General features: G+C 45.5%; 18 protein-coding genes. 12 read left to right on the forward strand and 6 right to left on the reverse strand.

Annotation, left to right across the window (positions count from 1 at the left end; genetic code table 11):
- Positions 1-31: 31 nt before the first annotated feature.
- The 4 genes from pyrF to H6F98_RS33605 all read left to right on the forward strand — a co-directional run bounded on the left by pyrF (position 32) and on the right by H6F98_RS33605 (position 6,253).
- A complete protein-coding gene (pyrF, locus tag H6F98_RS18525; protein WP_192220172.1) occupies positions 32-754 on the forward strand; it encodes an orotidine-5'-phosphate decarboxylase in 723 nt (240 codons plus the stop codon).
- Positions 747-1,349, forward strand: coding sequence for a hypothetical protein (locus tag H6F98_RS18530; protein WP_199348628.1), 603 nt, complete (start codon positions 747-749; stop codon positions 1,347-1,349). The genes pyrF and H6F98_RS18530 overlap by 8 nt, the downstream gene beginning before the upstream one ends.
- Positions 1,350-1,761: 412 nt before the next feature.
- The gene (locus H6F98_RS18535; protein ID WP_192220173.1) at positions 1,762-4,965 is read left to right on the forward strand and encodes a patatin-like protein; all 3,204 of its coding nucleotides are present in this window, start codon (positions 1,762-1,764) and stop codon (positions 4,963-4,965) included.
- Positions 4,966-5,083: 118 nt separating this feature from the next.
- A complete protein-coding gene (locus H6F98_RS33605) occupies positions 5,084-6,253 on the forward strand; it encodes a hypothetical protein (RefSeq protein ID WP_242058602.1) in 1,170 nt (389 codons plus the stop codon).
- A gap of 85 nt (positions 6,254-6,338) precedes the next feature.
- On the opposite strand, the gene H6F98_RS18545 is transcribed toward H6F98_RS33605, so the two are convergent.
- Complete coding sequence (locus H6F98_RS18545; protein ID WP_192220174.1) at positions 6,339-8,654, reverse strand: lipopolysaccharide assembly protein LapB; 2,316 nt, start codon at positions 8,652-8,654, stop codon at positions 6,339-6,341.
- A gap of 151 nt (positions 8,655-8,805) precedes the next feature.
- Between H6F98_RS18545 and H6F98_RS18550 the strand changes: the two genes are divergently transcribed.
- From H6F98_RS18550 to H6F98_RS18580, 7 genes are all read left to right on the forward strand, one after another.
- Entirely contained in the window at positions 8,806-10,251 is a 1,446-nt protein-coding gene (locus tag H6F98_RS18550; protein ID WP_192220175.1) for an anthranilate synthase component I, read from the forward strand.
- Positions 10,252-10,449: 198 nt separating this feature from the next.
- Complete coding sequence (pipX, locus tag H6F98_RS18555; RefSeq protein ID WP_192220176.1) at positions 10,450-10,719, forward strand: transcriptional coactivator PipX; 270 nt, start codon at positions 10,450-10,452, stop codon at positions 10,717-10,719.
- Between the two features lie 55 nt (positions 10,720-10,774).
- Positions 10,775-11,446 carry a YggS family pyridoxal phosphate-dependent enzyme gene (locus tag H6F98_RS18560; RefSeq protein WP_192220177.1) on the forward strand — a complete coding sequence of 224 codons (672 nt, stop codon included), beginning with the start codon at positions 10,775-10,777 and terminating at the stop codon, positions 11,444-11,446.
- Positions 11,447-11,959: 513 nt separating this feature from the next.
- On the forward strand, positions 11,960-12,556 hold the full coding sequence (locus H6F98_RS18565) for a cell division protein SepF (protein WP_192220178.1): 597 nt from the start codon (positions 11,960-11,962) through the stop codon (positions 12,554-12,556).
- A 107-nt stretch (positions 12,557-12,663) separates the two neighbouring features.
- Positions 12,664-13,452: a pyrroline-5-carboxylate reductase gene (gene proC / locus H6F98_RS18570; protein ID WP_199348658.1), complete on the forward strand. Its 789-nt coding sequence runs from the start codon at positions 12,664-12,666 to the stop codon at positions 13,450-13,452.
- A gap of 101 nt (positions 13,453-13,553) precedes the next feature.
- The gene (locus H6F98_RS18575) at positions 13,554-14,354 is read left to right on the forward strand and encodes a cyclopropane-fatty-acyl-phospholipid synthase family protein (protein ID WP_242058603.1); all 801 of its coding nucleotides are present in this window, start codon (positions 13,554-13,556) and stop codon (positions 14,352-14,354) included.
- A gap of 14 nt (positions 14,355-14,368) precedes the next feature.
- Positions 14,369-14,704, forward strand: coding sequence for a cupin domain-containing protein (locus H6F98_RS18580; protein ID WP_192220180.1), 336 nt, complete (start codon positions 14,369-14,371; stop codon positions 14,702-14,704).
- Between the two features lie 4 nt (positions 14,705-14,708).
- Here the strand turns inward: H6F98_RS18580 and H6F98_RS18585 are convergent, their stop codons facing one another.
- Positions 14,709-15,470, reverse strand: a complete 762-nt coding sequence (locus H6F98_RS18585; protein WP_192220181.1) for a Crp/Fnr family transcriptional regulator — start codon at positions 15,468-15,470, stop codon at positions 14,709-14,711.
- Between the two features lie 143 nt (positions 15,471-15,613).
- Between H6F98_RS18585 and H6F98_RS18590 the strand changes: the two genes are divergently transcribed.
- Entirely contained in the window at positions 15,614-16,213 is a 600-nt protein-coding gene (locus tag H6F98_RS18590) for an HPP family protein (RefSeq protein WP_192220182.1), read from the forward strand.
- Here H6F98_RS18590 and plsY read toward each other — a convergent pair.
- The 4 genes from plsY to H6F98_RS18610 form a co-directional block, all read right to left on the reverse strand.
- Positions 16,210-16,869: a glycerol-3-phosphate 1-O-acyltransferase PlsY gene (gene plsY / locus H6F98_RS18595; RefSeq protein ID WP_192220183.1), complete on the reverse strand. Its 660-nt coding sequence runs from the start codon at positions 16,867-16,869 to the stop codon at positions 16,210-16,212. The two genes, H6F98_RS18590 and plsY, sit on opposite strands and share 4 nt — an antisense overlap.
- A gap of 133 nt (positions 16,870-17,002) precedes the next feature.
- Entirely contained in the window at positions 17,003-18,313 is a 1,311-nt protein-coding gene (locus tag H6F98_RS18600; protein WP_192220184.1) for a DUF3086 domain-containing protein, read from the reverse strand.
- A gap of 59 nt (positions 18,314-18,372) precedes the next feature.
- The gene (locus H6F98_RS18605) at positions 18,373-18,783 is read right to left on the reverse strand and encodes a DUF3119 family protein (protein WP_192220185.1); all 411 of its coding nucleotides are present in this window, start codon (positions 18,781-18,783) and stop codon (positions 18,373-18,375) included.
- Between the two features lie 199 nt (positions 18,784-18,982).
- Positions 18,983-19,780 carry an MlaE family lipid ABC transporter permease subunit gene (locus H6F98_RS18610; protein ID WP_192220186.1) on the reverse strand — a complete coding sequence of 266 codons (798 nt, stop codon included), beginning with the start codon at positions 19,778-19,780 and terminating at the stop codon, positions 18,983-18,985.
- Positions 19,781-19,821: the final 41 nt, after the last annotated feature.

Below are 19,821 nucleotides of genomic sequence, written 5' to 3' on the forward strand. Positions count from 1 at the left end.
GGGTCATTGAGTTAGCAAACACGAAGATCAGATGGCTGTAGAAGACAGGATTATTGTTCCTCTGGATGTTCCGACTGAGGCAGATGCGATCGCACTCGTAGAACAGTTGCCCCAAGTTACCTTTTGGAAAGTAGGGCTAGAACTCTTTGTCAGCACTGGTCCTGAAATTCTCCATACCCTAAAAAGTAGAAACAAGCGGATATTTCTTGACCTCAAGTTTCACGACATCCCCAACACCGTCGCCGGGGCAATCCGCAAGGCAGCTAGCTATGGTGTAGATTTAATCACCATTCATGGCACAGCAGGTCGCACTGCCCTAAAAGCAGCAAATGCGGCAGCACTGGAGGGGTCAGAAGCAGCAGGTTGTCCTCCTCCGAAGCTGATTGCAATTACAATTCTTACCAGCTTGACCTCACGAGATTTAGCCTTTGACCTAAAAATTCCGGTAGAGTTGCCAGAGTATGCTCTACAAATGGCGCTTTTAGCTCAAGAATCGGGCTTAAGTGGGGCTGTCTGTTCTCCTCAGGAAGCGTCACAGCTACGACAAGTTTGTGGAGATGACTTTCTCCTCGTTTGCCCTGGAGTTCGACCCAGTTGGTCACAAACAGGTGACCAGAAGCGAACCATGACACCAGCAGAAGCAATCAAAGCGGGGGCGGATTACCTTGTTATTGGGCGACCGATTACGGCAGCGACTGACCCAGTTGCGGCATGGGAGCGAATTGGTGATGAACTAACGGCTGCCGGTGTTTAACTTCACGCTTCATCGATGGCTTCTTGTTCTCTGCTGGCTGGGGCTACAAAGTGCGTCACCAGGCTATGGATTATCAGTGATGAGGGATGAGTTCAATTCTTCAACTCATTACTTGCTCTCTAAATCTTCAACTTGTCCAGCAGATGTTAATACATTAACGTCCCAGTTACTCAAGGATTTACCCAGTTATGCCAACCGAGTGATTCAACGGGCGCGACGTTTAAATAGAACCGTTGACAGTTTTAGTTACGTCCTCGTGGCAGGAAATCCAGAGTTTGAACCTCTTAGCCTTGGGCCAGGTCAGTATACCTCCACTGCTCCAGGTGCTGACTTAGAACCCCCTCAGCAAGTTTTTCTGACTACCTTAGAGCGGCAGTATGGAGATGGTAGAGCATTTTATAGACAGCATTACCACTGGCTATTTCTGACTCAAACACCTGATGGCTGGCGCTTGGCTTTGATGTTTTCTCGAATCGGTTCGGCTTCAGAAACCCGTCCGCCAACGCCGCCACGGGAGAGTAGTAATGGTGTTATTGGTCAAGCGGTTAATCTTTGGCTGCGAGATTGTCGTATGGGAACTCTTCGTAATTCTTGATGAACGAGAGAAGTTTGTTATTCTCGAAACATTTTGTTTAATAGCCACCCTAATCTGTATTCCTTCGTGTACGGATGAAGACTTTGTACACCTAAAATGCCTAACCTAAAAAAATGGGAATTGGGATATTTCTTGTTGCATTTATTTGCAATTGCCTACTTTATCCGTCTGGAGCGAGTACAATCGCGATCGCTACACACCAGAGGATGGCAACTTATAAAGAATTAGAGTGCTACTAGCTTAGGATTTGTAGAAAACTACTCTTACATTTTCAACTCTCTTGCTCATAGAGAGGCGCTTAACTGTGTCTGTACGCCGTTGATTACTAACTAATACTGTTTCTTATGGAACTAATTTGATTACACAAAAGTAAGCCTTAGTGAAAAAAGTACAACAATTGGAGAACAACTCAATGACTGACCAAACTTTTAAGAAACCAATCTTTCGCCGGGAAATTCGCCTAGGACTGGTTGTTTACGGTGGAGTTTCTCTTGCCGTTTATATGAATGGGGTTTGTCGGGAATTTTATAATGCTGTACGGGGGAGAGGAGTTTATAAACTTATCAAAGCTCTGACTGATTCCGATATTATCGTCGATATCATATCGGGAACCTCAGCCGGAGGAATTAATGGTGTTCTTCTCAGTTATGCACTGACAAATAGCACAGCAGACCAAGTGGCTGATTTTGCGAACCTCGCTCAGATCTGGCGTGAAAGCGGCAATATTCTGGGTCTAATGCGTCAGCCTAGCCCTAGCGACTCTCAACTGGATTCTATCTTAGATGGAGAAAATTATTATCAAAAGCAGCTTAAAGAAGCGTTTGATAAAGCGCAAAACAGTAAGGCTCCAGCACCAACGGATGAGTGGCTTTCGGAGTTTAATGAATTAGATTTATTTGTTACAGGAACTGATGTCTTTGGTCGAGTATATAAGGTTTTTGATGATACAGGACGTGTCATTGAAATTAAAGACCATAAGGGGATGTTTCAGCTCAAGCATCGTCAGGGTCGTAAGGAGCCATTTAACCCAGGCAGTACTTCTAATCCTGTAAAAGTTACTACAGAGGAACTTCATCAAGCTCTGGCTAAGTTGTGTAGAATTACTTCGTGCTTTCCGGTTGCTTTTCCTGTGGTCGATGTTCAACTAAAAGAAAGAAATCCAGTTGACCAAAAGTTAGTTGAATGGGGTCTTTTGGAGAAGCGAGAGTTACCTGACAAACCGCCTGAAGGAGGGTATAAGCTATATTTTGTAGATGGTGGTGTGCTAGATAATCGTCCCTTTAGCTACACGATTAAGGAGATGTATTATCGTACCGCTAACCGTCCCGTTGACCGGAAGTTATTTTATATTGATCCAGGCCCAGATCGGTTTACCGACAGCGAGAATAAGCAATTTACTGCTATGCCTAAACCCAATACCTTGCAAGTGATTCAGGATTCACTTGTAGGAATCCCAACCTATGAAAGTATTGGTAATGATTTGCAGTTAATCAAAGAACATAATGAGAAAGTTCGTCGCTACAGATCTATTCTCAAGGATGCAGAAGGGATTGCGGCTTCTAAGGAAGAGACTCGTCAGGAGAATCAAATCCAAGAAGGAGTTTATTTACGGAGTCGGTTGATTAGCTTACGCGATCGCATTTTGCCTCTAGTTCTGAGAATGGAGGAAGACACGAAGTCAAACATTGACAAGCAAGCTATTTTAGAAAAAACTGCGACCTTGTTAACTGAGCGTGTTATTGGCAATAAAGAAGCAGAAAGCAGTGAAAAAATTCTGAGAGCCTTTGGAGAACAAATTCGCAATCTAGATATAGCTTATTCTCTTCGCAAACACTTTTATATCATTGCGAAAGTTTGCCAAATTCTTGATAATAACCACAGTCAAAATGAGTACAAGTATGTTCAAACACTTGCTAAGAATCTTAGCCGTCAAATCAAGATACTAGAAGTTATTCAGTCAGCTTTAGACATGATGCTGAGCTATCCAGCCGTAAGCAAATCTTTTTACGAATTGCTAGACCAAGAAAAGTCACCTAATTTGCTGCGCGGTCAGTTTTATGAGCGTTTGCTTCGCTTACACCGATTTTTATTAGATGCTGAGGGATTAGAAAGTTTTTCACCATCGGAAGCTGACAAGTCTCATTTACAAGAAGTTCCCGCAGACTTTTTCATAACTTTACCATCAATGGGTCTAGAAGCTTATCCCAGCGATTGGGTATCCCAAAAGCAAGTATCTGGAATTTTTGCTCAACTCAAAGCTAAAATTAGTAAGCTTTCTAACCCAGATGAGCTTCAACAAATTTGGAACGCCAAGGATTTTAGCTATGACAAACAGGAAAATGCAGAAGGGTTCGTCAATATTCTGCGACAAGTAGAACTGGCTACGGAAGCTTTAATACAAGGTAGCCAGATAAGTAACTGGCAAAAGGTTCTGCATCAGTTTACAAACTTCCGAGAATTAGATCAGATTCTTTATCCCTTTGAATATCTAACAGACATAACCGAGAAAGAGTTGATTCACACCGTTCGGATTAGTCCGAATGATGCTCAAATGGGGTTTGGCAAAGATAAAAAGGTTAAGGATAAGTTAGCTGGAGAAACTTTGTATGCTTTTGGAGGATTCTTTAAAAAATCTTGGCGCTCTAATGATATCCTCTGGGGCAGGTTAGACGGGCTAAATCGGATTGTGGAAGCGTTGATAACGACTGAATCAGTCCAGCGGTTTCCTGAATTTTTGAAACGCCAAGCTAGAGAACAGGGGTATCCCCAAGAAGGGAAAGAGTTTGAAGCATTCAAAGTAAAGTATATTGAATTTCTCGTCAAGGAGTCTTTACCTCATTCCCAACCACTTGATCGCCTGAAAATTATTGACTATCTTCACCAGTTCGCTGAACAGGTTACTCAAGAGCAACAAGACCAACAAGAGCAACGGCAAAACCTTTTGAAAGATTTCCTAGATGATTTAGTGCGTGAGGGACATCGTGAGATTTTAAGTACCGACTTGCAGAATGTTCTCGCTGATGAAATTGACGAGCAACTTAATTGGAACAGACAACGAGTTGATTTAACTGAACCCAATCAAAAACCAAAGTATCTACCTGTTGCTGGTTACTTCGATCGCAGTGTAAGTGCTTTGGCAGCAGGAACATTAGCGAAGGAAGCGATTGAAGATTTGGTGCGTACTCCAGGGGGAACAGAGGATTATTTTCTTAAGACTTATAAAGTGGGTGAAGAGTCGGTATTAGACAGCGTTCCGACAGTCGTGCTGGCAAACCTCTCCACTCGATTTGGCTTGATTCTAAGAAATGTCGTTCTTACTACTTTAGGCGATCGCTCTAAGCGGTTACGCCGGAGTGTAATCTATAACGTTCTCGATAAGTCATTACAGTTGTTCTACTGGTGGTTACAGCTAACTGCACCATTGGCATTACAGACACCAGATTTCCTTCTGAAGCGTCCTCTAGTTGTTGCACTTCAGGTTGTGTTGTTACTGCTGGCTATCCTTGCTGTCGCGATAACTGTCTCGAAGTCACTAACATGGGTGCTGATTGCCTTGGGTTCGACGGTACTGTGCTGGTTTTTGGGAACGCCTTGGCGAAAAAACAAGAGTAAGTGATTTAGATTAAGTTGCACTCAAGAAGGTAAGTTAGTTGACCGTTGGCTGTTCATAGTCAACGGTTAACTGTTAGTAGTAGGGTAGAACCTAGGCTAGGACACTAAGAAGCGGAATTAGAATGAAATCTTTTGGGGATTGGTCAAAACAACTGGGGTTCTCAGGAGTAGTCTTGAGTGTTGGACTAATTGTTACAATGTCCTCCTCGGCTTGGAGTGCATCACCTGTAGCGGAGATGGTTGCCAGTTCTCAAGTCAATAGGGAGGTGGAGAACAAAGATTTGCCTCGTGTCACAACTGAGCCAAATCTTGAGGTAGACGAAGCGGGTTTAATGCCTTGTGTGAATGTAGCGGATGACACTTCGCTTCAATCTAGTATGACCTCTCCCCCAACCCCTCTCCTGCAAGGAGAGGGGAGTCTTGTATCAATTGGGTTAGACGATAGCACATTCCATACCCCCCCAATCCCCCTTGTAAAGGGGGGAGCAATCAAAGAATATGTGTCAAACTCGAACCCAATTGGTATTACTCCCCCTTTCCTTGTAGGAAACCGGAGCTTTAGTGAGGAGGCTGGGGGGTTAGGTTCTGAATTTGTGCATCCAGTGGAGAATCGCTATAACGCTGTTACCGAAAAGATGCAGCTAAGTCAAGCAGAAACTACGCCTCAGCCAGCAGCAACGCCGAATTCAACGGCTGAGGAATTGGATTTAAGTCCCGAAATTATTGAAAATAGTCCTGTTTTGCAGCGCTGGTTGGAGGAAGTGCCGAATGTTTTGGAAGACATTCGCAATGATCCCAGTTTTCGCACACGCTTGCGTCTTGGTTACTCTAACTTTCCCTCTAACGATGATGCATCAGGATTTAATGTCGGTGTGGAAGATGTATTTATTGGTCGTACTGGCTTGACGGTGAGTGGAGATTATCAGACTTCTTTTAATGGCGATCGCCAAACCTTCGGCGCAGATTTACGCTACTATGTGCTTCCCTTGGGAAGTTATGTCAACATTGCACCCTTAGTTGGCTACCGAAATATAGAATCTAACGACTACTCAACAGATGGTATCAATGTTGGGGCGCGGTTGATGTTAGCTTTATCTCGTACAGGTGCAGCCGATGTTTCGTTAACTCAGAGTTTTGTCTCTCCTGGCAGCAGTGATGAAGTAGGTATCACAACACTTTCTTTTGGCTATGCGGTTACTCGAAATTTGCGCTTATCTACAGATATTCAAAAGCAGAATTCGAGGGAAGAAAAGGATAGTCGAGTAGGGATTGTTTTAGAGTGGATGCCTTGATTTATCTAAGCGAGGACTTTCACTAAAAGCCCTAGGGTTTGAACCCTTGACGGCTAAGGAAACTCGTAAAACATTTCAGTTACCACTACCGATAACAGGCTAAACGTTGGTTTAACTGATTACGAGTAGCTGTGCTTTCTAATGCTTGAGTAACCTGAAGTGCTTGGTTGTACTGTCCAGCTTGAGCATACTTAATTGCAATTTCTTCGAGAAGGCTGCCTCTATCAGCAGGGTCATCAACTTCGGTAGCACTAATTCTGTTACCCTGGCTATCAGTCTCCACTTTGAAAACCAAAATATTTGACTCAGGCCCCTCAACCGCTTCAGCAATTTGAAAAGCTTGGGCTAAAACTTCAGTGGCTTTGGTTGTTTGTCCAGTTTGGATATATTTGTTAGCGATCGCAAGCAGCAATCCTACTTTCTCAGCAGGTGTTTCATAGATATTGACAAATTGCCGTGCGTCGTCATATCGTCCTGTTTCCAGGTATTTACTAACAATTTCCTGCAATTTATTGGTTTTCTCATAGCTATCGCGCATCGCTTGGGCAATTTTAAAAGCAACGTCGTATTGTTGTGCCTTGATGTACTCGTCAGCGATCGCCTGTAAGATGTAGGAATTGTCCTCCTGGGTTTGGGCGACTTGTAACGCTTGGGATAAGAGGGCAGAAGCTTTGTCTTGCTGTCCAGAGAGAGTATACTCAAGCGCAACAGCAGCAAGAGCTTCCGCTTTGTTGCTAGGGATTTCTAAAGAATTAGCGACTTGAATCGCTTGAGTATACAATTCAGTGGCTCGGTTCGTCTGCCCTGTTTTTAGGTATTCATTTGCGATCGCAGCTAAGGTTCTTGGTTGATAAAAGTAGGTAGAACCATAATTTTCCACCATTTGGGCAGTCTGGATTGCTTTGTCAAATTGTTGTGCTTTCGCATAGCTAAGAGCAATTCGCTGCAAGGCAACATTACGCGAACCAATATCGCCCTTATCTAGCAATTGCGTTATCTGGAGTGCTTGCTCGTTTTGTCCAGCTTCAACCGCCTTGGTGATGATATTCTGCAAAACAAACGGTTTACTAAGCTCAATGTCAACAGTATCTCCTTGAATAGCTTGGGCGATTTGGAAAGCATCCTCATAGCGCCCCACTTTGACATAATTGTCAATCATTTCCTTCAAGAGCCTAGCTTGGAAGTAAGCATCTGGCATTGCCTTAGCAGATTCGATGGCTTGAGATAGGACTTGAGACGCTTGTGTTTGTTGCCCAGCTTTCGTGTACAAAAGTGCGATCGCACTTAAGGCTTTTGCCTTACCCTCAGCATTGCTAATTGTTTGAGCAGTACTCAGGGCTGTTTCTAGTTGTCCAGCAGCAGCATATTGAGTAATAATCTCTGCTAACAAGGTTTCTCCCACAGGACGAGCCGTTTCCACAGCTTGGGAAAATATATTAGAGGCTTTATCTTGCTGTCCAGCTTTGAGATAGCTCAGAGCAATGTCTGATAAAGTCTTTGCTTTGGCATAACCTGCATCCACACCTTGGACAAGCTGAAGGGCTTGCTCCATCTGCCCTTTTTGGGCATATTGGCTGGCAATTGCTCCTAAGACATTACTTCTGTAGAGGGGTGCATTCTCAATCGTTTTAGAAATTTCAAGGGCTTGATCATACTCTCCAGCTTGAGCATAAGCGATCGCAACCCGTCCTAAAACCTCAGCTTTGCGATAGGGATTAGAATGCTCAAACGCTTGAGCCAACTGGAGTGACTGAGCAAGAATTGCAGGTACGGGTTCTCGTTGCCCTGCTGCCAAATACGCTTCTGCAATTTCCGTCAATGCAATCATTTTAAACTCAGCACCCTGAAGGGAATTCACAACCTGCAAGGACTGAGGTAAGATTTCGAGACTTTTCTGCGGCTGTCCAATCGTGGCGTAGTGATGTGCGATCGCACTCAAGGTACTCGTTTTGATAAAGCTATAACCACTGCTTAGGCTTTGGGTAACAGGTAGTAATTTGGCGAGGACACTAGAAAGTTGCTCTTTTTGTTCCGCTTCCACATACATCGCTACCAACTTCTCTAGCAAACTCGTGTCTCCATCGGGAGTAATCACAATATCCCGAACCAATTCCGCTTTCATCTGAACGTTGTTCAGGGATGGCAATCGCTCAAGTGCTTGATTGAGCGTTTCTAAAGCTTTCTCCTTATTCTGGGAACTCGTATACTCTCTTGCCTTGACTACCAGTTCGTCAACTCTTTCCTCAGCAGGTTGGATGCTTGGAGAATCGCAACTACTTTGAGCAATTGTTACAGCTTGTGCCAGTTGTACCGGAGTAGCGAGTATAGCTGGGCTAAATAAAGTAATGAGTAAAAACGTTCCTAAGCAACGAGACTCCCTCCGGAACAACAATTTCTTCATAGCGATCGCCTACCTCAATAATCTGCTTTATGCTCTACACCATGACCTAGACACAGGTTCGATAGCCACGGTTCCAGTTGAGTAGAGTCCAGAAGCTATCGGGCAATGGAGCGATAATGACCAATGAGTACTGACACCTGAAACCTGACGAGTGACTACTGACTTACAACCCTGGCATTGGCGATCGCTACCTTTAGAAAGTCGCACAGGTTCCGAGGTATTTGACTACCTGTTTCGGAATACAAATACCATTGCCACCCTGCTAGAAAGCCCCTACCCAACGCCTCAAGACCAACCTTTACTAGCTCGTTATTCTCTCTGTGCTGGGATGCCCCGAACCTACCAGGGGCGTTATCAGATGTGGACACCAGCCGTCGGAGAAATTCTTCCCTTCCTGCGCCGCTTACTCTCTTCTAATAGAAATGAAGATAATTTAGCCTCAGCACCCCATCACCTACCCTTTACTGGTGGTTGGTTAGGTTGGCTAGGCTATGACTTAGCTTGGGAAATTGAGCAGCTACCTCGCTTGAACCTTGATCCCTTACCATTTCCCGTTGCCTTTTGGTACGAACCAGCCAGTTTTGCTGTCCTCGATCACTCTGAACAAACTTTATGGCTAGCCGCTACCTGTGAAGCCGAACTCGACCAATTACAAAAACGCCTCGAACAATCATCTCCCATACCCCATACCCCATACCCCATACCCCATTCTCCATTCCCCACCCCCCACTTCCTCACCTGTCAAGCTGACTATGAAGCCGCTGTTGTACAAGCCAAAAAATACATTCAGGCTGGTGATATTTTTCAGGCGAATCTTTCTCTCAGGTTTGAAGTCGCAACCAAATCTTCAAGTTGGGCAATTTATCGAGCTTTGCAACAAATTAATCCTTCACCCTTTGCTAGCTTTTGGCAAACCCCTTGGGGTGATGTGATTAGTTCTTCTCCAGAACGACTGGTACAGTTACAGGGAAGGCAAGCCCAAACTCGACCCATTGCAGGAACGCGATCGCGTAGCACAACACCTACCATTGACCAGCAGCTAGCACAAGACCTCTTAGCTAATACCAAAGAAAGAGCAGAACACATTATGCTCGTAGATTTAGAGCGTAATGATCTAGGACGAGTCTGCGAGTGGGGTTCCGTAGAAGTTGATGAATTATTCACCATTGAACGTTACAGCCATGTAATGCACCTCGTCAGTAATATTACGGCTACACTACGTGCCAATTGTGATGCTGTTGATCTAATTCGCGCCCTGTTCCCTGGGGGGACAATCACGGGTTGCCCAAAAGTTCGCTGCATGGAAATTATTGAAGAACTTGAATCAGTTCGTCGTAGCTTGTTCTATGGCTCTTGCGGTTATCTTGACCAGCGCGGCAATTTAGATTTGAATATACTGATTCGCACTCTTTTGGTCGGCAGAGGCAGGGAACAATCCAGTATTTTTACTCAAGGCTCAGCTCACCCAGCACTTAGTCTTATTTGGGGTCAAGTTGGAGCGGGAATTGTCGCTGACAGCGACCCAGAACAAGAATGGTACGAGTCTCTCAATAAAGCTCAGGCTCAGTTGGTAGCGCTGACATCCACCCACGGTTAATCTTGTACGTTTGTAAAGAAAGTCAGTACCAAGTCTCGTAATAATACTGATATCCTTAATCAATGCAGACCCTAACTCTCCGTAAATACCGAAACGAGCTATTATCTGCATAGCTTTAATCGGAGCCAGGACTCCTACAATTTAGCTGACTCATCCCAATCCCCCTGCTAGGGATGGGCATTTTTAGTCGGGATGTTGATGAACGCCGAAACCTATCTGAATCACCCAACGTTTGGTCTGCTTTTTCGAGTTTGCCTGGTTGAAGAGAACCAAGAATTGTTTACCACCCTCTATGCCCAGCGTCTATTTTTTATGGTGACAACTGGGTCGGATGGTATTAGCTTTGAACCAATTGGTCGTTCAGACGCTCGCCTTTTAGTAGAAAATCGCCTTCGTATGCTCCGCCGCACTGGTGCAAGCCAGGAGTTCGAGGTACTTCAGCATATCCATAAGCAAACGTTCCAATGATCTTCAGTCCGCTTGCTCATTTCCTATATAAATGAAGTAATTAATCCGACTTGATATGACTGGCTCAATTGCAGAACGCATTGCTAACATTCGTCAACAGTTACCGCCTAGCGTTCGGCTGATTGCTGTCACCAAACAGGTATCAGTGGAGGCTATGCGAGAAGCTTATGCGGCAGGAATCAGGGATTTTGGCGAAAGCCGCACTCAAGAAGCAGAAGCGAAACTTGCCCAACTCAGTGACTTACCCGACCTCAACTGGCATTTCATTGGGCATCTCCAGAGCAACAAAGTTAAAAAAGCCTTAGAGCAATTCCAATGGATTCATTCTTGTGACAGTCTGAAGCTAGCTCAGCGTCTTGATCGCTTAGCTGAGGAACTTTCCCTGCAACCAAAAGTCTGCCTCCAAGTCAAGATTGTGCCCGATCCTGATAAATATGGCTGGACTGCTCCAGAACTACTCTCAGATCTACCAGAACTTGACACGTATAAATCGCTACAAATTCGAGGCTTAATGACCATTCTCCCTCTCGGATTATCTCAACAGGAGGCATTGCAAGTATTTGAGGACACTCGTAAACTGGCGGATAAAATCAAGCAACAAAACTGTTCACATCTTCGTATGGAGGAGCTTTCAATGGGAATGTCAGGAGATTACCCTCTAGCTGTGCAAGCGGGTTCAACGATGGTGCGTCTTGGGCGAATTATTTTTGGGGAACGGACAGCCTAAAGGTTTCCTGGAAAGATTGTCTTTATGCTCCCACTCGGCAATCTCAATTTGAAAAACCTGTTGTTAGAGTATTTTGCCTCTCTACTGCACAAAGGTAGATTTTTTATACAAAGTTGCGGTCAAATGTAGTAGTTTCTCTTTCCCGCATCTACCTATCTCCCCATTCTTGAGATCATTAATTCGGAACCTACATAGAATTGCTCCCCCTCTCCCCCTCTGTCAAGGCATAGGCTAATATATTCCCAACACAACTTTATGATGGGTGTTGTCGTTCTTAACGTTACTGGGCGTTTATCACTGTGTTTTTGACTACCTGCTTTCAGGAGAGTATTGTATAGTCTTAGACTTAGTTGTGAGAGTCTCCAGTAGTGGAAATTGTTACTTAGCAGAGTGTAAGAGAGCCATTTACAGTTCTTTTCAATCTAAAAAAACATCTGTTGAACACTACAGTCTCAAAGACGATCAATAATTGGATTTTTAGCGTACAACTAAAGTTGTGATGGAGAGTGAACAATGAACAACCTTTTTACTAAGTTACGAGATTTCGTTGGTTTCAATGAACCAGTGGAATACGATGGGTACGAGTACGATGATGTGGATGGAGATTCTTACCAAAATCTCTATCAGCAGGAGCAGCAAGTTCAAGCGCCACCACTAGAGGAAGAACGCCCACAACGGCGGCGTGTTCGGGAGCGGACAGTTGTAGGAGCAGATGCAGGAATAGGAACCACTTCGATGAATAATGTGATTGGAATGCCTGGAGCTGTCAATGGTCTTTCAGAAGTCGCGGTAATTGAGCCGCGTTCTTTTGAAGAAATGCCACAAGTGATTCAAGCACTACGTGAGCGCAAGTCAGTAGTTTTAAACCTCACGATTATGGACCCAGACCAAGCGCAAAGAGCTGTAGACTTTGTTGCTGGCGGTACCTATGCGATCGATGGTCATCAAGAGCGAATCGGCGAAAGTATTTTCTTGTTTACACCTAGCTGTGTTCAAGTCAGTACTCAGTCGGGTGTTGTTAACGAAGTCTCTTCGCCACAGATGCGTACTCAGCGTCCAACAGCGCCTGCCCCAGCTTGGGCAGCGGAACAAGAGCGGATGGCACAGTAATAACAAGCTTGAGACTGTAGATTGGGTCTAGAAATCCAAAATCCAAACTCTCTTAACAAGGGGTGCTAAGAGTGTCTATTAAGCTTGGTGTGATTGGTGGCGGGGTGATGGGAGAAGCTCTTTTATCCCGCCTACTCGCTCAGGAGCTTTACCGCTCTGACGAGGTCTTGGTGAGTGAGCCACAAGCCAAGCGACGGGAATTTTTGGTACAAGAATATGGTGTCCAAGTGACATCAGATAACCGAGCCACGGTGGCGGCATCGGATGTTTTGTTGTTGGCAATTAAACCTCAGATATTTGAGGCAGTAACAACAGAACTGTTAGAAGGTAACGCGAAGGTCAGTCAAAGGCAAGAGTCTCAGCCAGTGGTGGTTTCAATCTTAGCGGGTGTATCGTTGAGCCAACTGGAAGCGGCTTTTGGCACTCAGCCAGTTATCCGAGCAATGCCCAATACACCAGCAACGGTAGGGGCGGGCATCACAGCGATCGCATCCGGTAAAACAGTCACGCCCCACCATGTCGAACAGGCAAAAGCGATTTTCCAAGCCGTTGGTGAAGTGGTAGAGGTGCCAGAGTCCTTGATGGATGCGGTGACGGGTTTATCGGGTTCAGGACCCGCGTATGTCGCCATTATGATTGAAGCTCTCGCCGATGGCGGTGTTGCAGCAGGATTACCAAGAGCGATCGCATCTAAGCTCGCCCTCTCTACCGTACTAGGGACAGCTCAGTTGTTACAACAATCAGAATTACACCCAGCGGAACTCAAAGACCGCGTAACTAGCCCCGGTGGCACCACAATTGCTGGAGTTAGTCAATTAGAGCGTGCTGGTTTTCGCTCAGCACTCATTGAAGCTGTGCTAGCCGCCAAAACGCGATCAGTGCAGTTGGGGCAGTAGCATTTTGCTCATGGGATTAGTGGCGAGACAAACGATTGAAAGTTGCTAGCGTTTCATGAGGTAGCTCATATATCTCTTGTCTCTAATTTGGCAGAGTAGAAATGTCTGCACTAGAGGGCAAAGCGATGACCCGCTCAACCATTAATCTTGAAACAGCTACTGGACATCAGGTGATGGCAGCAGCCGGGAAGAAAATTCTGCGACCTGGTGGTAAAACAGCAACTGAAGAGGTTTTTAAGTGGGCTGCATTCAAACCGGGAGAGACAGTTTTAGAGCTTGCTGCCAGCTTTGGTTATAGTGCGATCGCCCTGGCAAAGCGGTATGGTGTTCGGGTTGTGGGAGTAGAAAAAAATCCTGAGAGCGTTGCCCGTGTCCGTGCCAATATTCAAGCTGCTGAACTGGAATCGCAGGTGCAGGTGATTGAGGGTGATATTTTCCATTTAGAGCAGATTCCAGAACAATTTGACTACGTGCTGGCAGAAGCAATTCTGACCATGCAATCGATTCCAGGCAAAACGAAAGTTTTGCAAGGCATTCACGATCGCCTCAAGCCTGGGGGCAAATTTCTCTCCCATGAGTTGCTGGCAAACGATCGGGAAGAAGAGATTCATCGTGTCTTGGCAGCAGCGATTCGCGCGAACTCTACACCCTTGTCTGAAACCAAGTGGATTGCGGCTTGTGAAGCAGCCAATTTACACGTCTTACGCCATCAAACAGGAGCGATGGGACTGCTCAACCGGGCTCGAATTATTCAAGATGAAGGCTTGATTGATGCAATCAAATTCTTCTGGAATGTACTGACTCAGCCTAAAGTACGTGATCGCCTGCTGACAATGCGGAGTGTCTTTAAGCAATACGAACGGGAATTAGGCTACATCATTTTGTGTGCAGAGCGGAAATAAATAGGAGATGAACGATGACTACAACAGTACAGAATTCTCAATCTTTAGTTATTCAACTGAAAGACAAAATTGAATATGCTGAAACAGGGGTACTTAGCAAAGTATTACTGAAAGTTCCCTATTGCCAATACACCCTCTTTTGTCTGGCAGCCGGAACTGATATCGCGGAACATACCTCAACTCGCAACGCTGTTGTCCAGGTGATTGAAGGACAGGGAACGCTGACGCTGGAAGGACAAGACATAAACTTGGAACCTGGTGTTTTTGTCTTTATGCCTGCCAATGCACCCCATGCGTTAAAGGCAGAAGCGAATCTGGCGTTTATCTTAACCCTTTCGGCTGCAACATAGCCTTTCAATGCTTTTTGCCATTAACTACAGGCGTTTGATCAGGATTTCTGGCTTGCGCGATTGCATCAGGTTCTACCGTTCCGTGAGCGATCGCGTCTAACCCATCCCAGTCGAGTATGGTAATTTTTCCACCCCGACTGTAGGAAGCAACAGAATGCAGTTGCTTAAACAGACGCACACATTCCTCATAGGTGATGCCAATGCTACGAGCAATTTCATAATAGGAAAGTTGTAGGCGCAGACAGGCTCCTTGCCCACCGATTTGGGTTCCTGGTTCTCCAGCAGAATATTGGATGAAACGCGCTAACCGGATGATCGCTCGTTCTGAAACCAACCCATGTACCATTTCATGTAACTGTTGGAGACGCTGGTTAAAGACTGCCATCATCTTCAGTGCGATTTCTGGATTCGCTTGAATCACTGCCAGCAAGGCTTCGCGATCGACCATCAGCACTTGAGCCTCACTCTCAGCGCTCACTGTAGCAGGCGCAATACCATTACCAATGAGGGCTGGAGCCGCAAAGATATTGCCACCTTCCAGCGTCCGCAGAATGGTTTCTTTCCCACTGGTTGCTGTTTTGGAAACTCGCAGTAATCCGTTAATTAGAGCATAAAGACGACGAGGGAGGCGATCGCCTTCATGGCAGACAATTTCATCGGTTTGATAGGTTTTAACAACCGTGTGGGGCTGTAAGTTCGCGAGTTGTTCTGGCTGTAACTGAGTGAACACCGAAATCGATGCCAGTTGCTCAACAGTTGCTTTCATAAATTTAGGCTTTAGAAATTTACTTTTTAACCTGTCAACCTATCTTTTCCATAGAAAATCTGTATCAAAAAATACAGAACACCCGATTCATTCAATCCTTTAACATTGTTTAATAGAATCTGGTACTGCAATTAGTTCTGACCATGCAAAGAAAAAGAAAATTGCCGGGATACCAGAAATCTTTTACGTTTAAGTTAATTAGGGGGCTTTTGCCTTTAGGACGACAACGTATTACTCAAGTCAAGTCCAGGATATTGAAGGAGGCTTCTGCTAAGCCGTTCTGGGATTCCTATCAACAAATCTTGCTGTCTTATCTTGGCAGTTTTTTAGGGATTGCGGTGCTTACCTATCTGACGATTCACAGTGGTTATCCGCTCATTGCGGCACCGTTGGGTGCAACGGCTGTTCTGGTATTTGCTGTACCTGATAGTCCAATGGCTCAACCGCGCAATGTGATTGGGGGAAGCTGTATTGCTGCGATCACCTGCGTTTCATTGGTGCAGCTTTTTGGTTCAGAAGCGTGGGTGATGGCTTTGGCAGTAGCGACTGCCATCAAGCTCATGCAGTTAACTAAAACACTGCATCCGCCGGGAGGAGCGATCGCTCTGTTAGGTGTGACCAGTCAGGCATCCTGGGATTTTGTTTGGACTCCTATTTTGGCTGGATCGCTTGTGCTTGTTTTTTGCACGATTATTTTCAATAATTTAGTTTCAGGTAAGCCCTATCCCAAACATTGGTTTTAATTGCTGTTGGCTTCTTGTGGTAAGGGCTGACCTAATTGAGGCTCTGTACCTGCAAGGATACGCTGGATGTTGCTGCGGTGTCGATAAATAACGTATGAGCCAGCCGCGATCGCAAATAGCTGGTAGGGTAGTGGTTGCTTGAAAAGAATCATCAGTATAGAAACAGCGATCGCACCCGTAATTGAACCCAAAGACACAATTCGCGACAGCGCAAGCACAACAGCAAACACGCCTAACGTTCCCAATCCCACTGGCAAGGACATCGCCAGTAAAACACCCAAGCTTGTAGCGACAGATTTCCCACCTGTGAAGTTCAGCCAAATTGACTTACTGTGACCAAATATGCCAGCAAAGGCAGCGAAAGCCACTAACCAAGGTTTCCAGGTAGAAGGTACGACCTGTGTCACTGGCAAGGCATAGAAAGCATCTACCAGAGCGATCGCGCCAACTCCCTTCAAGGCATCAATGAGTAAAACTACTAACGCCGGTCCCTTTCCTAGTGTCCGCAAAACATTAGTTGCACCCGTAGAGCCAGACCCCTGCTCCCGAATATCAATCCCCTTGAGTAACCTCCCTGCTGTATAACCCGTAGGGGTTGAGCCGAGTAAATAAGCAGTCAGTAAGAGTAAGCCACTCAACGTCAACTCAAGCACCATTATCCTCTCTCCTCAATTAGTTGTTAGCGATTAGCCTAAGTGGAATGGCACTGACTCAAGAAAATTCCTCATGCCAATCTCCCCTCCTTTCAACGACTCCTCAGTAAGCCCTCACTAACCGCTACTAGCTAATTTAATACTGGTAGGTAGACATCTGTTGAGGATCGGGAGCAAAAGCTAACCAAAAGGGAAATTGCAGCATAGAGAGACTAATTTCGTCTTCTGTCTCATCAACAATAATCAGTGGTATGAGCTTTTGAGTTAGTAATCGGTCAGCTTTTTGTACCAATGCCGGAGGCTCTTCAAATAAAGTTATACCCCGTTCTGGACCAAAATCCGCTCTGGAGATACCCAAGCAGTCCTGCAATCCTCTGCGCCACTCTCCTAAACGCTCAGGGGTATTCGCAATGATCAGAGTCCGTAAGCGATCGCTATAGAGTGTACGCAAAACAGAAATAGTTGCCGAGGCAACCAAAATATTTTGTAAGCGGCTACCCATTGTTTTAATCGCACCACGTCCACCTTGAGTAAAAAACCAATTAGACACTCGTTCTGCATGAACTGGCTCAAACGTCCGACGCAGTTGCCAAGGGGGACCATAGTAATCCGGTAACGTCCGGTATTGGTCAAGGATTTTACGAATCTGTCTAGTTTGATCTTGGAACGCCTGTTCAGCAAATTTGGGTAAGGGAGCATTTTCCGGTTCACGCGATTCTTCTATCGCTGCTGCTCTTACTGGTTCATTCGCTGGGGCTAAATCCAATTGCTCAGCAGCGCTGGCTAAGTCTTGTAAACTACCAACCAAATAATCTTTAAAGCCTTGGACTCGAATCGCTAGCTCCTGGGAGACACCCGCAAAGCTAGTTCGCATTTCTGCTCGAATGCGCTCCCGACGACGTTCTAGTTGCTCAACGGAAATTTGTAGCGCCTGCTTGCGCTGCTCTAGCTCAGTTACTCCTTCTTGCACCATTCGTTCCACAGCCGCTTGAGTTTGTGCCAACTGATCGGCAAGGATGCGGCTTTGAGTTTCTTGTAGAACAGAAATTTTCTGTCTCAACTCCCGTTCTTTGCGCTCAAGCTCAGCAACTGTTTGAGCTAAGTCAGTAGTTGTCGGGTTGTTAGCTATGGGTTGCCCAATTGTGGCTAAGATTGGTCGTTCTTCTAAATCCCCTGATTCCTCCGGTACTTCGGCTTTTGCGATCGCAGGTTCCTGCTCATCTCCAGGTAGCTTTAGCTCTAATGAGGTAGTTGGTTCCTCTACATTGCCCACTTTTGCAGTGGCGACCCCATCATCAGGTCGCTGAATACCCAATTGAAGTGGGGGACGTTGCTCCTCTTTATCAGACGCCTTAACTGTTGGTTGTTGCTCTAGCTCATTGAACGACTCAACCGCTTGCTGTTGTTCATGCTCTTGTTCGTGGTTTTTTGATTCGTCTGAATTCATCTAACAATTAACAATTAACGACTAACCAATCCCTACCTGATGCAAGTCTAATAACGGACTTAGATTCTGGGACAGCGTTGCTCTAGACAAGTTTGTAGCATCTTCGGGTCAAATAAAACTGGGAGGAAGTGAATACTCTTGACTTCTTTGAAGTAAAACAAAATCGGGACTTTCGACCAAAAGATTCGCCAGTTTTGCCAGTCTTGATAGGGGAAGCGCCGGAGCAGTGTCTCAGACCGATAGATATCCAACGCTGTCTCTGTAAATACTAGACGGATTGTTGCTGCCTGAAACATCAGAAACAGCCCCAAAAGCGCGATTATGGAACAGGCTGTTAAAGCGATCGCCAAACCTATCCATTTTTGCAGGAGCAACAGTGGCAAGGCAGCAATAATCAAGATTAAAGGCAGTTTGTAACTGGGCGTTAGCTCAACGATTTGTGTCGATGTAGAAGAAGCAGCAGAAGTCACTTCGCTTAAATCCCGTAATTATAAACACACATCTAGACCATTCCATTCTAAAGCGTCTCTACCCCCTGCCGATTTGGGAATAAAGTTAGAACGCATCTATAGCAGTCTCAGTTAGTTAGGTATAGTTGGAGGCTGTTAAACTAGCGCGTCAGACTCAGGAAAACAAAAAAGCTGATGGCTGATAGCTGAGTGCTTTGTGCTAGCTCATACTCAATACTGCACTACCAGTCCCTTGAAACATAAGCCAAGACAAGAAGAAGTTAGTAACGAAGATTACCAACAAAGCTGTAACAACAGCCGTAGTTGTCGATTGCCCAACGCCTTTTGCACCGCCCGTAGTCGTTAACCCCCAGCTACAACCAATTACGGCAATTAACACTCCGAAAACAACCGCTTTGATTACCGCACTGCACAAGTCCCAGACATCTAGTAAATCACGAGCAGAATCTACAAACACGCTTTCAGGAATCCTATAGAGCGATGTCGCCACTAACATTCCCCCAGTCATGCCAACGATGATTGAGAGAATTGTTAAAAGCGGCAGCATCACACAGCAAGCCAGAACACGGGGAATCACAAGATAATCAATTGGATCTGTTTTGAGCATATAAAGAGCATCAATTTGCTCTGTAACTCGCATTGTGCCAATTTCAGCCGCAAACGCTGAGCCGACTCGCCCTGCCAAAACCACAGCCGTTAAAACGGGTCCAAGTTCACGGCTTAGGGCAAGTGCGAGAACTCCTCCTACAGCCGTAGTTGCACCAAAGTTGATGAATTCTCGTGCTACCTGAATCGTAAACACCGCACCAACAAAGCCAGCCGTGACCATCGCAATCAGTAGCGAGGCAGGACCAACCAATGCCATCTGATCGAGGGTGTTGCGTCTGTGGATTCTCCCACCCAGCAGATGTAGTACCACTTGCCCACCCAAGAACAGCGCTGACAGCGCTCGCTGCCCCCACAATCCTAATCCGGTAACAGGAGTAGTTTCACTCATTAGCTAGTTGTTAGTGGTTGGTTGTTAGTTGTTTGGCTAAT

This window comes from Microcoleus sp. FACHB-SPT15, from assembly GCF_014849525.1.
GTDB lineage: Bacteria > Cyanobacteriota > Cyanobacteriia > Cyanobacteriales > Coleofasciculaceae > Symplocastrum > Symplocastrum torsivum.

Excerpts from the sequence above, each read along its gene's own strand:
- pyrF (WP_192220172.1), top strand. The coding sequence starts at position 32 with ATGGCTGTAGAAGACAGGATTATTGTTCCTCTGGATGTTCCGACTGAG.
- H6F98_RS18535 (WP_192220173.1), top strand. The coding sequence starts at position 1,762 with ATGACTGACCAAACTTTTAAGAAACCAATCTTTCGCCGGGAAATTCGC.
- H6F98_RS33605 (WP_242058602.1), top strand. The coding sequence starts at position 5,084 with ATGAAATCTTTTGGGGATTGGTCAAAACAACTGGGGTTCTCAGGAGTA.
- H6F98_RS18545 (WP_192220174.1), bottom strand. The coding sequence starts at position 8,654 with ATGAAGAAATTGTTGTTCCGGAGGGAGTCTCGTTGCTTAGGAACGTTT.
- pipX (WP_192220176.1), top strand. The coding sequence starts at position 10,450 with ATGAACGCCGAAACCTATCTGAATCACCCAACGTTTGGTCTGCTTTTT.
- H6F98_RS18560 (WP_192220177.1), top strand. The coding sequence starts at position 10,775 with ATGACTGGCTCAATTGCAGAACGCATTGCTAACATTCGTCAACAGTTA.
- H6F98_RS18565 (WP_192220178.1), top strand. The coding sequence starts at position 11,960 with ATGAACAACCTTTTTACTAAGTTACGAGATTTCGTTGGTTTCAATGAA.
- proC (WP_199348658.1), top strand. The coding sequence starts at position 12,664 with ATGGGAGAAGCTCTTTTATCCCGCCTACTCGCTCAGGAGCTTTACCGC.
- H6F98_RS18575 (WP_242058603.1), top strand. The coding sequence starts at position 13,554 with ATGTCTGCACTAGAGGGCAAAGCGATGACCCGCTCAACCATTAATCTT.
- H6F98_RS18580 (WP_192220180.1), top strand. The coding sequence starts at position 14,369 with ATGACTACAACAGTACAGAATTCTCAATCTTTAGTTATTCAACTGAAA.
- H6F98_RS18585 (WP_192220181.1), bottom strand. The coding sequence starts at position 15,470 with ATGAAAGCAACTGTTGAGCAACTGGCATCGATTTCGGTGTTCACTCAG.
- H6F98_RS18590 (WP_192220182.1), top strand. The coding sequence starts at position 15,614 with ATGCAAAGAAAAAGAAAATTGCCGGGATACCAGAAATCTTTTACGTTT.
- plsY (WP_192220183.1), bottom strand. The coding sequence starts at position 16,869 with ATGGTGCTTGAGTTGACGTTGAGTGGCTTACTCTTACTGACTGCTTAT.
- H6F98_RS18600 (WP_192220184.1), bottom strand. The coding sequence starts at position 18,313 with ATGAATTCAGACGAATCAAAAAACCACGAACAAGAGCATGAACAACAG.
- H6F98_RS18610 (WP_192220186.1), bottom strand. The coding sequence starts at position 19,780 with ATGAGTGAAACTACTCCTGTTACCGGATTAGGATTGTGGGGGCAGCGA.